The 13,611-nt window shown below is 71.7% G+C and carries 12 protein-coding genes; 4 read left to right on the top strand and 8 right to left on the bottom strand.

What is annotated here, in order from left to right; genetic code table 11:
• The first annotated feature begins 87 nt into the window (after positions 1-87).
• Both ACZ4IF_RS31925 and ACZ4IF_RS31920 read left to right on the top strand, forming a co-directional pair.
• Positions 88-588, top strand: coding sequence for a YbaK/EbsC family protein (locus ACZ4IF_RS31925; protein ID WP_467569076.1), 501 nt, complete (start codon positions 88-90; stop codon positions 586-588).
• Positions 585-1,430, top strand: coding sequence for an EamA family transporter (locus tag ACZ4IF_RS31920; RefSeq protein ID WP_467569074.1), 846 nt, complete (start codon positions 585-587; stop codon positions 1,428-1,430). The genes ACZ4IF_RS31925 and ACZ4IF_RS31920 overlap by 4 nt, the downstream gene beginning before the upstream one ends.
• A 47-nt stretch (positions 1,431-1,477) precedes the next feature.
• Here ACZ4IF_RS31920 and ACZ4IF_RS31915 read toward each other — a convergent pair whose 3' ends face one another.
• From ACZ4IF_RS31915 to ACZ4IF_RS31890, 6 genes are all read right to left on the bottom strand, one after another.
• Positions 1,478-2,638 carry a serine hydrolase domain-containing protein gene (locus ACZ4IF_RS31915; protein ID WP_467569071.1) on the bottom strand — a complete coding sequence of 387 codons (1,161 nt, stop codon included), beginning with the start codon at positions 2,636-2,638 and terminating at the stop codon, positions 1,478-1,480.
• A gap of 92 nt (positions 2,639-2,730) precedes the next feature.
• On the bottom strand, positions 2,731-3,177 hold the full coding sequence (locus ACZ4IF_RS31910; protein WP_359496395.1) for an organic hydroperoxide resistance protein: 447 nt from the start codon (positions 3,175-3,177) through the stop codon (positions 2,731-2,733).
• Between the two features lie 235 nt (positions 3,178-3,412).
• Positions 3,413-3,898, bottom strand: a complete 486-nt coding sequence (locus ACZ4IF_RS31905; protein WP_467569068.1) for a MarR family winged helix-turn-helix transcriptional regulator — start codon at positions 3,896-3,898, stop codon at positions 3,413-3,415.
• Positions 3,895-4,653 carry an energy-coupling factor ABC transporter ATP-binding protein gene (locus ACZ4IF_RS31900; RefSeq protein WP_359496390.1) on the bottom strand — a complete coding sequence of 253 codons (759 nt, stop codon included), beginning with the start codon at positions 4,651-4,653 and terminating at the stop codon, positions 3,895-3,897. Before ACZ4IF_RS31900 ends, ACZ4IF_RS31905 begins: the two co-directional genes overlap by 4 nt.
• On the bottom strand, positions 4,641-5,402 hold the full coding sequence (gene cbiQ / locus ACZ4IF_RS31895) for a cobalt ECF transporter T component CbiQ (RefSeq protein WP_467569066.1): 762 nt from the start codon (positions 5,400-5,402) through the stop codon (positions 4,641-4,643). Before cbiQ ends, ACZ4IF_RS31900 begins: the two co-directional genes overlap by 13 nt.
• A gap of 1 nt (position 5,403) precedes the next feature.
• Complete coding sequence (locus tag ACZ4IF_RS31890; protein WP_467569063.1) at positions 5,404-6,459, bottom strand: energy-coupling factor ABC transporter permease; 1,056 nt, start codon at positions 6,457-6,459, stop codon at positions 5,404-5,406.
• A gap of 195 nt (positions 6,460-6,654) precedes the next feature.
• Here ACZ4IF_RS31890 and ACZ4IF_RS31885 point away from each other — a divergent pair, with 195 nt between their 5' ends.
• Positions 6,655-7,014 (top strand): SsgA family sporulation/cell division regulator, encoded by a 360-nt coding sequence (locus tag ACZ4IF_RS31885; protein ID WP_028804874.1) that lies wholly within the window; start codon positions 6,655-6,657, stop codon positions 7,012-7,014.
• Positions 7,015-7,102: 88 nt separating this feature from the next.
• Here the strand turns inward: ACZ4IF_RS31885 and ACZ4IF_RS31880 are convergent, their stop codons facing one another.
• Entirely contained in the window at positions 7,103-9,319 is a 2,217-nt protein-coding gene (locus tag ACZ4IF_RS31880; RefSeq protein WP_467569061.1) for an MMPL family transporter, read from the bottom strand.
• Between the two features lie 132 nt (positions 9,320-9,451).
• Entirely contained in the window at positions 9,452-10,039 is a 588-nt protein-coding gene (locus ACZ4IF_RS31875; RefSeq protein ID WP_467569058.1) for a TetR/AcrR family transcriptional regulator, read from the bottom strand.
• Positions 10,040-10,203: 164 nt separating this feature from the next.
• Here ACZ4IF_RS31875 and ACZ4IF_RS31870 point away from each other — a divergent pair, with 164 nt between their 5' ends.
• Positions 10,204-13,488 (top strand): S41 family peptidase, encoded by a 3,285-nt coding sequence (locus ACZ4IF_RS31870; RefSeq protein WP_359496377.1) that lies wholly within the window; start codon positions 10,204-10,206, stop codon positions 13,486-13,488.
• Positions 13,489-13,611: the final 123 nt, after the last annotated feature.

The following is a 13,611-nucleotide window of genomic DNA, read 5'->3' as shown; positions in this document are numbered from 1 at the left end:
GCCTGGCCCGGATGCGGCCCGCTCCGCACGCGGGGGCGGCCGGAAGTCGTTCGCGTGCCGCGTACACCGACCGCTAGCGTGCTGCTCATGACCGCCACGGAAGACAACGTCGCCCACCCACGTTTCGCCGAGGCCCTCACGGAGCTGGGGCTGGACGAGCTGAACGCACGCATCCGCCGCTTCCCCGACGCGACCCGTACCGCCGCCGAGGCGGCCGCCGCGATCGGCTGCGAGCTGAGCCAGATCTGCAAGTCGCTGATCTTCGCGGCGGACGGCGTGCCGGTGCTCGTGCTCATGGACGGCGCGTCCCGGGTCGACGTGGAGCTCGTCCGCAAGGAGCTCGGCGCCGAGAAGGTGACCCGGGCCCAGGCCGCCGTGGTGCGGGAGACCACGGGGTACGCGATCGGCGGCGTCCCGCCGTTCGGCCACCGCACGAGGACCCGTGTGCTGGCCGACCGTTCGCTGCTCGCCCACGACACGGTGTGGGCCGCGGCGGGCACCCCGTACGTGGTCTTCCCGATGGACCCCGAGAGCCTGGTCGCACACGCCGGGGCCACGCTGGCGGACGTGCGCGAGCAGACCGCGTGACCCCTCTCGTCACCGCGGCCGTCCTGCTCGCCGCGGTCACCCACGCCTGCTGGAACGCGATCGCGCACCGCATCAGCGACAAGCTCGTCGGCTTCACGCTGATCGCGGGCGGCGGCATGCTGATCGGCCTCGCCCTGGTGCCGTTCGTACCGTTCCCCGCGTCCGGGGCCTGGCCGTACCTGATCGCGTCGGCCGTGATCCATGTCGCGTACTACGTGCTGCTGATGCGCTCGTTCCGGCTCGGTGACTTCGGGCAGGCCTATCCGATCGCCCGCGGCACCGCCCCGCTGATCGTCACCGCGCTCGCGGCGGTCTTCGCGCACGAGGTGCCGGACGGCTGGGCGGCGGCGGGCATCGCGCTGTCCTGCGCGGGACTGACGGGTGTGGCCCTGTGGGGGCTGCGCGGACGCCGGCCCAACTGGGCGGCGATCGGGGCGGCGTTGGCGACGGGCGCGTCGATCGCCGCGTACACCGTCGTCGACGGTCTGGGTGTGCGCGCCTCGGGCTCCTCGCTCGCGTACATCGCCTGGCTGATGGCCATCGAGGGCGTGGTGATCCCGGCGTACGCCGTGCACCGCTGGCGCGGCGAACTCGTCTCCGTGCTGCGGCCGTTCGCGGCGGTCGGCTTCCTCGGCGCGGCCCTCTCCGTCGCGGCGTACGGGCTGGTCCTGTGGGCGCAGACCCGCGCGGAGCTCGCGCCGATCGCCGCTCTGCGGGAGTCCTCGATCATCGTGGGCGCGGCCATCGGCGCCGTCTTCTTCAAGGAGCGGTTCGGGGCGCCCCGGATCGCGGCGGCCGGTCTGCTGGTCGTGGGCATCGGCCTGATGCTGCACACCGGTTAGCGCGCACGAGGACCCGGGCGCGCTCGGGACGCGCGCCCTGTGGGGGGTCAGGCGTCGATCGACGCGCGGACCGCCCGGACCAGTGCCTGTGCCCGCGCGTCCGCGGTCACGCTCGTGCGGAATCCGTTGGTGACGTAGCCGAACGCGATGCCCGACTCGGGGTCGGCGAAGCCGAGGGGGCCGCCGCGGCCGGGGTGGCCGAAGGATCCCGGCGACAGCAGGGGCGAGGCCGAGCCGTGCAGCATGTAGCCGAGGCCGAAGCGGGTGCCCACGACCAGGACACGGTCGGGGCCCGCCGACTGTTCCGTGCGCGCGGCCGTCACGGTGTCCGGGGCGAACAGCCCGACGCCGTCCACCTCGCCGATCAGCGCCGCGTAGAACCGGGCCAGGCCGTCCGCCGTGGCGATGCCGTTGGAGGCGGGCAGCACCGCCGCCCGGTAGGCCGGGTCGTTCTCGTCCGCAGGCGGGGTGATGACCTTGAAGGCCCTGGTCGTGAGGCTCTCCGGGTCGGCGTACGCCTCGGAGACGGCCCTCTTGGGGCGGGTCCGCAGGCCGCCCGGCGCCGGCGGGGACTCGACCTGCGCGACCCGCCCCACCCGCCCGGTCTCCGTCTCCGGCAGCCCGACCCACAGGTCGAGTCCCAGCGGCCCGGCGATCTCGTCCGCGATCCACGCGCCGATCGTGCGCCCGGTCACCCGCCGGACCAGTTCGCCGGTCAGCCAGCTGTAGGTGTGCGCGTGGTAGCCGTGCTCCGTCCCCGGCTCCCACGCCGGTGCCTGCCGGGCGACGGCCGCGGCGGCGAGATCCGGGTCGCCGGCCTCGGCGGGGGTGAGCGGGCGGTCCAGGACAGGGACCCCGGCCCGGTGCGCGAGCAGGTGCCGGACGAGCGTGTGCTCCTTGCCGTGCTCCTTGTACTCCGGCCAGTAGTGGCCGACGGGGGCGTCCAGGTCGAGCTCGCCGCGCTGGGCGAGCAGCAGCAGTACGGCGGCGGCGACGCCCTTGGTCGCGGAGCGCACGATCTGCGCGGTGCCGTGCTGCCAGGGTCCGGTGCCGTCGACGTCGCGGGTGCCGCCCCACAGGTCGACCACGCGCCGGCCGTCGCGGTACACGGTGACGGCGGCGCCCCGGTCCCCGAGGAGTTCGAAGTTGCGTACGAACGCCTCCCTGACCGGCTCGAAGCCCTCGGCCACTGTGCCGTTCACGTCCACGCCCGCGCTCCTGTCACCCACTCGTACCACTGCCGACGGTGAGTGCAACACGCACGTACCGGCTCGGATTCCTGGGCCGGGCGCTTCGCGTCCTAGCCCAGCAGGATCGTGACCTCGATGTTGCCGCGGGTGGCGTTCGAGTACGGGCAGACCTCGTGGGCCGCGTCGACGAGCTTCGTCGCGAGTTCCTGGTCGACGACGGGGAGCGAGACGCTCAGGGCGACCGCGAGTCCGTAGCCGCGCTGCTTGTTCGGGCCGATCCCGACCTTCGCGGCGACCGTGGAGCCGGAGAGGTCGTATCCGGCGCGACGGCCCACCAGGACCAGCGCGTTGTGGAAGCAGGCGCTGAAACCGGCCGCGAACAGCTGCTCCGGGTTCGTGCCGTCGCCGTCGCCGCCGAGGGCGGGAGGCATCGCGACCTTCAGGTCGAGCCGGCCGTCCTGGCTCGTCACGTAGCCGTTGCGACCGCCGTGGGCGGTGGCCTCGGCGACGTACATGATCTTCGTCGGGCGGGTGTCGACAGCGCTGCCGTCGATCATCGTGGGACCTCCCCCTGAGCGTTTACGACACGGCGGGCACGACGCCGGGCAGCAGGGCAGGCGTCATGGCAGGCAATACAGCTGCGCACAAATGCATCGCGCACAAGATACCGACCGGTAGGACATGGCGTGCCGCCAGGGGGTGGAAACCGCGGGTAACCCGGCACGGCGACGCTCTCCCGCGGGGCGACCGCCGGGATCACGGTCGGGCGCCCCGGCAGGGCGACCGTCGCGATCAGCGAGCCCGCGCCGCCTTCCCGGCCCGCGCCGCCAATTGACCCAGCTCCTCCCGGAGCCGCCCGGCCTCGGCACCGCACAGCCCCGTGGCCTCCAGCAGAGCCTGCGGCACGTCCGCCGCACGTTCCCGCAGCATCTCCCCGCGCCCGGTGAGCGCGACGAGCACGGAGCGTTCGTCACGCTCCGAGCGCTCGCGTCGCACCAGCCCCGCCGCCTCCAGACGCTTGAGGAGCGGTGACACCGTGCCGTAGTCGAGGTGCAGCGCGGACGCCAGCTCCTTCACGGTGGTCTCGCCGTGCTCCCACAGCAGGAGCATGACCAGGTACTGCGGGTAGGTGAGGCCGAGTTCGTCGAGCAGCGGACGGTACGCGGCGGTCACCGCCCGCTGCGCGGCGTACAACGCGAAGCAGAGCTGGTCGCCGAGCAGCAGGGACCCGGTGGGCGCCGCGGGCGCTGCTGTCCCGGGGTCCTGTCGATTCGTCACGCGCCCATTGTCACGGAGCGCGGGTCGAACCCGAAGGGCAGCTCCAGGCGGTGCGTGCGCATCAGCTCGTCGTCACCGAGGAGTTCGCCGGTCCTCCCGTCGGCGGCGATCACGCCCTCGCTCAGGACGAGCGCGCGGGGGCACAGTTCGAGGGCGTAGGGCAGGTCGTGCGTGACCATGAGGACGGTGACGTCCAACGAGCGGAGGATGTCGGCGAGTTCACGGCGGGAGGCCGGGTCGAGATTGGAGGAGGGCTCGTCCAGGACGAGGATCTCCGGCTCCATCGCGAGGACGGTCGCGACCGCCACCCGGCGCCGCTGTCCGAACGACAGGTGGTGCGGGGGGCGGTCGGCGAAGGCCGCCATGCCGACCAGCTCCAGCGCCGTGCGGACGCGTTCCTCCAGTTCGGCTCCCTTGATGCCGGCCGCTGCCGGGCCGAAGGCGACGTCCTCGCGCACCGTCGGCATGAACAGCTGGTCGTCCGGGTCCTGGAACACGATGCCGACCTTGCGGCGGATTTCCGCCATGTTCCGCTTGTCGACCGGGAGACCGGCCACGGTCACGGTGCCGGCGCCGCCGGTCAGAATGCCGTTGAGGTGCAGGACGAGCGTGGTCTTGCCGGCCCCGTTCGGGCCGAGCAGCGCGACGCGTTCGCCGCGCCCGATGCGGAAGTCCACGCCGAACAGGGCCTGGTGGCCGTCGGGGTAGGCGAAGGCGAGGCCGGAGACCTCCAGAGAAGCTGTCACAGTGTCCATCCCAGCAGACATACGACGAGGGCGGCGAACGGCAGGGCGAGCGCGTGGGTCCACTGCGCCCGGGACGCGGTCACCTCGTCGATGACCGGCATGGAGCCGGCGTAGCCGCGGCTCACCATCGCGAGGTGCACGCGCTCGCCCCGCTCGTAGGACCGGATGAAGAGCGCGCCCGCCGACTTGGCGAGCACACCCCAGTGCCGCACGCCACGGGCCTCGAAACCGCGCGACTCGCGAGCGATGCGCATCCGCCGCATCTCGTCGGTGATGACGTCGCCGTACCGGATCATGAAGGAGGCGATCTGCACGAGGAGCGGCGGGAGCTTGAGCCGCTGGAGGCCGAGCAGCAGTTCGCGCAGCTCGGTGGTCGAGGCCAGCAGCACCGAGGCGGCGACGCCCAGCGTGCCCTTGGCCAGGACGTTCCAGGCGCCCCACAGGCCGTTCACGCTCAGCGACAGCCCGAGGACGTCCACCCGCTCGCCCTCGGCCACGAACGGCATCAGCACCGCGAAGGCGACGAACGGGATCTCGATCAGCAGCCGCTTCAGCAGGAACCCGGCGGGCACGCGCGCCACGTACGCGACGGCCGCGAGGAGCGCGGCGTACAGCGCGAACGCCCACATGGCCTCGCGCGGGGTGGAGACGACCACGACGACGAAGGCGAAGCATGCCGCGAGCTTGGTGTGCGGAGGCAGTGCGTGCACGGGCGAGTGTCCGTGGCGGTAGAGGCGGTGTGCGTGCCCCGCGCCCACGTCAGGCCACCTGGGAGGTGGACGAGGGGGACACGTCGTCGGACGTACGGCGCCTGCGGACCGACCAGAAGACCGCGCTGCCCGCGACGACGGTGACGCCGACGCCGATCACGCCCGCGAGACCGCCGGAGATCCGCGCGTCGGAGATGTCCTTGACGCCGTACCCGGCGAGCGGGGAGTCCTCCGTCGCGTGCTTCTCGGTCTTCGAGTCGATGCCCTTGTCCTGGGCGACCTTCTCCAGGCCGTCGGGGCTCGCGGAGGCGTAGAAGCTGACGAACCCGGCGAGGACGAGGGAGGTGACCAGGCCGGTGATCCACACCTTGCGGTGCGAGGAGCGGGCGGCCGCCGGGGCGGGGATGGCGGCCGGGGCGTCGACGAGCTCCCCGTTCACCCGCAGCCTGAGCCGCTGCTGGAGCCCGCGCGCGCCGTGCACGAGGTCGGGCCGTACGGCGATGACCGCGCCGACGGTCAGCGCGGTGATCGCGGCCTCGCCGATGCCGATGAGGACGTGCACGCCGATCATGGCCGTGGCGACCTTGGCGATCGGGACGTCGGTGGTGCCGCCGACCGCGTAGATGAGCGTGAAGGCCACGGCGGCGGCCGGGACGGACAGCAGCGCGGAGACGAAGGCGGCGACGGTCACGGACCGCCGCTTGCGGGGCAGCACCTTCACCAGGCCGCGGAAGGCGGCGTAGGAGACGATCGTGGTGACGATCGCCATGTCCGTGATGTTGACGCCGAGCGCGGTGAGACCGCCGTCGGCGAAGAGGATGCCCTGCATCAGCAGGACGACGGAGACGCAGAGGACCCCCGTGAAGGGGCCTACGAGTATCGCGGCCAGGGCACCGCCGAGCAGGTGTCCGCTGGTCCCGGCGGCGACCGGGAAGTTCAGCATCTGCACGGCGAAGATGAAGGCCGCGACCAGGCCGGCCAGCGGCGCGGTCCGCTCGTCGAGCTCGCGGCGGGCGCCGCGCAGGCTCACGGCGACGGCACCGGCGGCGACCACCCCGGTGACCGCGGAGACCGGGGCGTTGATGAATCCGTCAGGTACATGCACCGTTCGATGATAGTGCCTTGTTGCGAATGGCTTGCAAGAGCGATGCACTCTCGAATAACGCGGTCCCGCTTTTACGCTTCCGGAACCAGGTAGTCAAGGGTCTCCAGAGGGCGATGTGCGTGAAATGTGGCACATTGGACGTGGTGGCGGATTCATCTATTCCGCTCACGAGCACGCAGCGTAAGGAGTCGGTCCATGCATGCCGTTGAACAGTACGCCCGCGCCCACATCGTCACCGATACCGCCGACTCCCTCGACGACGAACGCCGTACCGTCCCGGTGGCCCTCCGCTACGACCCCGAGGACGACCCACGCCAGGTGCACATCACGCTGCCCGGTCCCCACGAGTGGACGTTCGAGCGCGAGCTGCTGGAACAGGGCCTGCGCGGCCCCGTCACCAGCGGCGACGTCCGCGTCTGGCCCTGCGGCCGGGTGCAGGCGGTGATGGAGTTCCACTCGGCGAAGGGCGTGGCGCTCGTGCAGGTCGACTCGAAGGCGCTGCTGCGCTTCCTGCGCCGCACCTACACGGTCGCCGGCACCCCGGTCGCCCACTGAGAAGCCGCACTGCCGGACCCACCACGGGGGTGCGCCCGGCAGTCGTCGGCCGTCGCGGGACACGTCCCGTCCGACGGTGACCGGGGGATCAGACCCCGGCCAGCGCCCGGTCTTCGTCCTCGTCCCGGCGTCCGCCGTCGAGGTCGCGCAGGCCCTCGCCCTCGACGTCCACGTTGGGCAGCGAGCGGTCGAGCCACTTCGGCAACCACCAGGCCCGCTTGCCCAGCAGCGCCAGGACCGCCGGGACGATCGCCATGCGCACGATGAACGCGTCGAAGAAGACGGCGATCGCGAGACCGAAGCCGATCATCTTGATCATCGACTCGCTGGAGCCGATGAAGCCGGAGAAGACGGCGATCATGATGACCGCGGCCGCCGTGACGACCCGCGCGCCGTGCTTGAAGCCGGTCACGATGGCCTGGCTGGGCTTCTCGCCGTGGACGAACGCCTCACGCATCCGCGTGACGAGGAAGACCTCGTAGTCCATCGCCAGACCGAAGACCACGCCCACCATGAAGATCGGCATCATCGACATGATCGGGCCGGTCTCCTCGACGCCCATGAGGCCGGACAGCCAGCCCCACTGGAAGACCGCGACGACCGCGCCGAGGGCCGCCATGACGCTGAGCAGGAAGCCGAGGGCCGCCTTCAGCGGGACCAGGACCGAGCGGAACACCACGATCAGCAGCAGGAACGCCAGGCCGACCACCAGCGCCAGATAGGGCACCAGCGCGTCGTTGAGCTTCTGCGAGAAGTCGATGTTCATCGCCGTCGAGCCGGTGACCAGGACGTCGGCGTCGGTGTCCGCCTTGATCTCGCCGCCCGCGTCGCGGATGGAGTGCACCAGGTCCTCGGTCTTGACCGAGGACGGCTTGGTGTCCGGGATCACGGTGATCGTCGCGGTGTCGCCGGCCTTGTTGAACGCCGCCGGGGTCACCGTCACGACGCCCTCGAGGTCCTTGACCTTGTCGGACACCTCGTCGACGGCCGACTTCGGGGAGTCGCTGGACTTGGCGTCGACGACGACCATCAGCGGGCCGTTGAAGCCGGGGCCGAAGCCGTCCGACAGCAGGTCGTACGCGCGGCGCTGGGTGGTCGACGTCGGCTGCGAGCCGTCGTCGGGCAGACCCAGTTCGAGGGAGGTCGCCGGGACCGCCGCCGCACCCAGGCCCACGACGCCGAGGAGCAGCACGGCGAGCGGACGGCGCACCACGAAGCTCGCCCAGCGGGTGCCCATGTTCGGCCGGGGCGTCTTCCTGGCGGCGCGCCCGCCACCGAGCAGCCTGCTCTTCTTGCCCGCGGGCTGGACCTTCCGGCCCGCGTATCCGAGCAGGGCGGGGATCATCGTCAGCGCGATCAGCACGGCGATGGCGACCGTGCCCGCCGCCGCGACACCCATCTTCGTCAGCATCGGGATGTTGACGACCGACAGGCCGACCAGCGCGATCACGACCGTCAGGCCCGCGAAGACCACCGCGGAGCCCGCGGTGCCGACGGCCCGTCCGGCCGCCTCCTCGCGCTCGCGGCCCTCGGCCAGCTCGGCCCGGTAGCGGGAGACGATGAAGAGGGCGTAGTCGATGCCGACGGCGAGGCCGATCATCATGGCCAGGGTCGACGTGGTGGTGCCCAGGTCGAGGGCGTTCGCGAGGGCGGCGATGGTGGAGACGCCGATGCCCACGCCGATCAGCGCGGTCAGCAGCGGCAGTCCGGCCGCGATCAGCGAACCGAAGGTGATGACGAGGACGACCGCGGCGATCGCGATGCCGATGATCTCGGTGGACCCGGTCTCGGGCGTCGCCTGCAGGGCGTCACCGCCCACCTCGACGGTCAGCCCGGCGTGCCGCGCGTCCTTCGCGGCCGTTTCCAGGGCGTCCTTCGAGGAGTCCTTCAGCTCCATGCCGGAGACCTTGTACTTCACCGCCGCATAGGCGACCGAGCCGTCCTTGCTCACGGCCTTCGCCTTGAACGGGTCGGCGACGGAGGTGACCTCGGAGCCGCTCGCGAGTTCCTTGACGGTCTTCTTGACGGTGGCCTTGTTGGCCTTGTCCGTCATCTTCTCGCCGCTCGGCGCCTTGAAGACGACGCGCGCGGTCGCTCCGTCGGCGCTCATGCCGGGGAAGCGGTTCTCCAGCAGGTCGAAGGCCTTCTGCGCCTCGGTGCCGGGGATCGAGAAGGAGGACGGGCCCGGTGCGGGCGCGGAGGCGGCGCCGACGCCCGCGAGCGTCAGCAGCGCCACCCAGATCAGGGCGACGAAGTGCCGTCGCCGGAAGGCGAGTCGGCCGAGTTTGTAGAGGAACGTGGCCACGAGGGCGTTCTCCCGGTCAGGTCGTGGGATGGCAGGGGCTGGTGTGATCGCCCGGTGGGGCAGGGGTGATCAGCCCGACGACGTGAGCGGTCGCGTCAGGTGCGCCGGCAGGGACAGATCAGAAGTGGTGAGTCAGGCGCCGAGAGCGGGGAGGATCACGGCGTCGACGTAGGAGGCGAGGAACTCCTGGGTGGGCGGTCGCTGGTCGATGATTCCGCGGACCGCGAAGGCACCGATCAGCATGTGCAGCACGTAGTCCTGCGCGGGGTTGTCCGGGCGGATCTCCCCGCGCTGGACGGCACGCCGCAGTACCGCGCGCAGTTCCTCGGTCTCGGGATCGATGATGAGCTCCCGGAAGGCCTGCAGGAGATCGGGGTTTCCGTGCAGTGCCATGGCCAGGCCCCGCATGAGCGCGGAGTTCTGCTCCATCTGGCAGTCGTCCTCACGCGTCACCATCGCGTGGAAGTCGCCCCGCAGGGACCCGGTGTCGACATCGCCGGCAGACGGCTTCATGTGCCGGATCGCCTTGGCGACGAGCTCGGCCTTTCCGCCCCACTGACGGTAGAGGGTGGCCTTGCTGGACCGGGTGCGGGCGGCCACGGCGTCCATGGTGAGGGCGTCGTAGCCGACCTCGCGGAGCAGGTCGAGCACGGCGCCGTACAGCTCGGCCTCGCGCTCCGGCGTGATCCGACTGCGGCGCACCGTCGCGGCTTCAGCCATCCCACTCACCTTCCCTGCTCCGAAAGACTGCGCGTACATCTTCTTGTGTACGTCCATGAAGATACCCTCAACGCAAGCGAAACGAAACCGTTTCGTACGTGTGCTGGGTCACGTCTCCGATTGCACGAGTTGCCGGGGGTCGCCGAGCGGAAAAGCATGGGGACGTGAGCGACGAGTACGAGGACCAGTCCCAGACGTCGGCCCCGGACGGCAACGCGCCCGGCTACCTGCGCTTCCCGCACATCAGCGGCGACCTGCTCTGTTTCGTCGCCGAGGACGACCTGTGGGTGGCGCCCCTCGACAGCCCCGGCCGCGCCTGGCGGGTCACCGTCGACCGCACCAAGGTCGGCCACCCCCGCTTCTCCCCCGACGGCCGGCACATCGCGTACACGAGCTGGCGCAGCCTCGTGCCGGAGATCCACCTGGCGCCGGTCGCCGGCGGCCCCGGCAGACGGCTCACCTACTGGGGCAGTTCGGACACCAAGGTCTGCGGCTGGTCCCCCGACGGCGACATCCTCGCCGTCGCCTCGCACGGCCAGCCCTTCTCCTACTTCACCTGGGCCTACAAGGTCCCCACCGACGGCGACCCCGGCGGCAAGCTGCCCTGGGGGCCGGTCGCCGACATCGCGGTCGCCGACATCGAGGGCGAGCGCAAGACCCTGCTGCTGACCGGCACCCCGCCGCACGAGCCGGCCTCCTGGAAGCGCTACCGGGGCGGCGCGATGGGGCGCATCTGGCTGCACGGCCGGCATCTGCTCGCCGACATCGAAGGACATCTGTCCTGCCCCATGTTCGCGGGCGGGCGGATCGCCTTCCTCTCCGACCACGAGGGCATCGGCAATCTGTACTCGTGCGCGTACGACGGCACCGACCTGCGCCGCCACACCGACCACGACGCCTTCTACGCCCGGCACGCCGCCTCGGACGGCACCCGGGTCGTCTACCAGTGCGCGGGCGACCTGTGGATCGTCGACGACCTGACCGCGCACTCCATTCCGCGCCGCCTCGACGTGCGCCTGGGCGGTCCGCGCGCAGGCCGCCGCACCTACCAGGTGCCCGCGACGCAGAACGTCGACAGCATCTCCGTGGACGAGACGGGCCGCGCCAGCGCCGTCGTCGTCCGCGGCAGCCTGTACTGGCTCACGCACCGCGACGGGCCGGCCCGCACCATCATCGACAACCCGGGCGTCCGGGTCCGGCTGCCGGAGATGCTCGGCTCGGGCGGACAGGTCGCCTACATCACCGACGCGGACGGCGAGGACGCCATCGAGATCGCCTACCTGCCGCGCGCGAGCGGCGACCGCGAACCGCGCCGCCTCGCCTCCGGCGAACTCGGCGTGGTGCAGGAGCTCGTGTCGGACCCGGCGGGCGAGCGGCTCGCCATCGCCTCGAACGACGGGCGGCTGCTGCTGGCCGACGCGACCGAGGAGTCCAACGGCGAGGTCACCGAACTGATCCGGTCGATCAACGGACCCGTGCGGGACCTCGCCTTCTCACCCGACGGAGCGTGGGTGACCTGGTCCCACCCCGGGATCGGCCGCTCGCTGCGGCAGATCAAGATGGCGCGGATAAAGGACCGTCTGATCGTCGATGTCACCAACGGCCGCTTCGAGGACGAGAACCCCGTGTTCACCCGCGACGGCCGCTACCTGGCCTTCCTGTCCTGGCGCGGCTTCGACCCCGTCTACGACGTGCACACCGGGGACCTGTCCTTCCCGCTCGGCTGCCGCCCGTACCTGGTGCCGCTGTCGTCCGCGACGCCCTCCCCCTTCGCGCTCAACCCGGACGGGCGGCCGGTCGCCGGGGGCCTGGACCCGGTGGAGGACGAGGGCGGCGACGGCGCGGTCACCGTCGAACTCGAAGGCCTGGAGAGCCGGGTGACGCCCTTCCCGGTCACCGCCTCCAAGTATTCGGCGCTCCACCCGGTCGCGGGCGGCGGCCTGGTCTGGCTGCGCTGGCCGATCTCGGGGGCGCTGGGCGAGACCTTCGTGAACCCCGACGACACGACCGGCCGCCCCACCCTGGAGTTCTTCAACATCACGAAGGCGAAGAAGTCCGAACTCGTCTCGCACCTGGACTGGTTCGCGGTGAGCGGCGACGGGGCCCGGCTGGTGGTCGCCGACGAGGGCGATCTGCGGGCCGTGCCCTCCACCGAGGCCGGCGACAGCGACTCCACGGTCTGGATCGATCTGCGCCGCATCCTGCACGAGGTGGACCCGCCCGCCGAGTGGCGCCAGGCCTACGCGGAGGCGGGCCGCATCACCCGCGCCTACTTCTGGGAACCGGACATGTGCGGCGTCGACTGGGACGCGATCCTGGACCAGTACCGCCCCCTGGTCGAACGGGTCGCGTCGCCCGACGAGTTCGCGGACCTGCTGCGCGAGGTCCTCGGCGAACTGGGCACGTCCCACGCGTACGTCGCCGCCGCGCGCCGCAACGAGGGCCCGGCCCACTACCAGCGCTGGCAGGGCCTGCTGGGCGCCAACTTCGTACGCCGCGACGGCAGCTGGATGCTCAAGCGCATCCTGCCCGGCGACTCCTCCGACTCCAAGGCCCGCTCGCCGCTCGCCGGTTCGGGCATCCGCGAGGGCGCGGTGCTCACCCATGTCGACGGGCGTCCGGTGGACCCGGTGACGGGCCCCTACCCGCTGCTGGCGGGCTCGGGCGGTACGACGGTGGAGCTGACGTTCACGCCCGCCGCGGGCGAGGGCCGGTCGCGGCGGGTGGCGGTCGTGCCGCTGATCGACGAACGGCCGCTGCGCTACCAGGACTGGGTGGCCAAACGCCGCGAGGTCGTACGCGAGTTGAGCGGCGGCCACTGCGGCTATCTGCACATCCCCGACATGGGCGGCTCGGGCTGGGCCCAGTTCAACCGCGATCTGCGGATGGAGGTGTCCCGCCCGGCGCTCATCGTGGACGTGCGCGGCAACGCCGGCGGCCACATCAGCGAACTCGTCGTCGAGAAGCTGACCCGCACGATCCTGGGCTGGGACCTGACCCGCAACGCCCAGCCGGTGTCGTACGCGTCGAACGCGCCGCGCGGACCGGTGGTCGCGCTGGCCGACGAGGCGACGGCGTCGGACGGCGACATGATCACCGCGGCGTTCAAACTGCTGAAGCTGGGGCCCGTGGTGGGGCAGCGGACCTGGGGCGGCGTCGTCGGCATGACCGGCCGCCACCGTCTCGGCGACGGCACGGTGATCACCGTCCCGATGAACGCGGCCTGGTTCGACGCGTACGGCTGGTCCGTCGAGAACCGGGGCGTCATCCCGGACCTGGAGATCCTGCGCACCCCGCTCGACTGGGCGGAGGGCCGCCACGCCCAGCTCGACGACGCGATCCAGCTGGCCCTGGACCTCCTGAAGTCCCACCCCGCGGCCTCCCCGCCGGACTACTCCACGGTCCCCAACCGCTCCCGCCCCAAGCTCCCTCCGCGACCCCACCACTAGCTCGCCCGCCCCGGGGCCTGGCCGGGCTCGTGGTCCCATGCGGGATCGCCGGGCTGATCGTGCAGTTCCCCGCGCTCCTGAGCCACCCGCCCACCCGGCGCAGGAGACCCCCGCCAAGGGGAA

The organism is Streptomyces sp. NPDC025784, from assembly GCF_055558435.1.
This window is presented reverse-complemented; position numbering and strand designations above follow the sequence as displayed.

Bases quoted from the DNA above. Each gene is read 5' to 3' on its own strand.
- ACZ4IF_RS31925 (WP_467569076.1), top strand. From the start codon at position 88: ATGACCGCCACGGAAGACAACGTCGCCCACCCACGTTTCGCCGAGGCC.
- ACZ4IF_RS31910 (WP_359496395.1), bottom strand. From the start codon at position 3,177: ATGATCGACGGCAGCGCTGTCGACACCCGCCCGACGAAGATCATGTAC.
- ACZ4IF_RS31900 (WP_359496390.1), bottom strand. From the start codon at position 4,653: ATGGACACTGTGACAGCTTCTCTGGAGGTCTCCGGCCTCGCCTTCGCC.
- ACZ4IF_RS31885 (WP_028804874.1), top strand. From the start codon at position 6,655: ATGCATGCCGTTGAACAGTACGCCCGCGCCCACATCGTCACCGATACC.
- ACZ4IF_RS31875 (WP_467569058.1), bottom strand. From the start codon at position 10,039: ATGGCTGAAGCCGCGACGGTGCGCCGCAGTCGGATCACGCCGGAGCGC.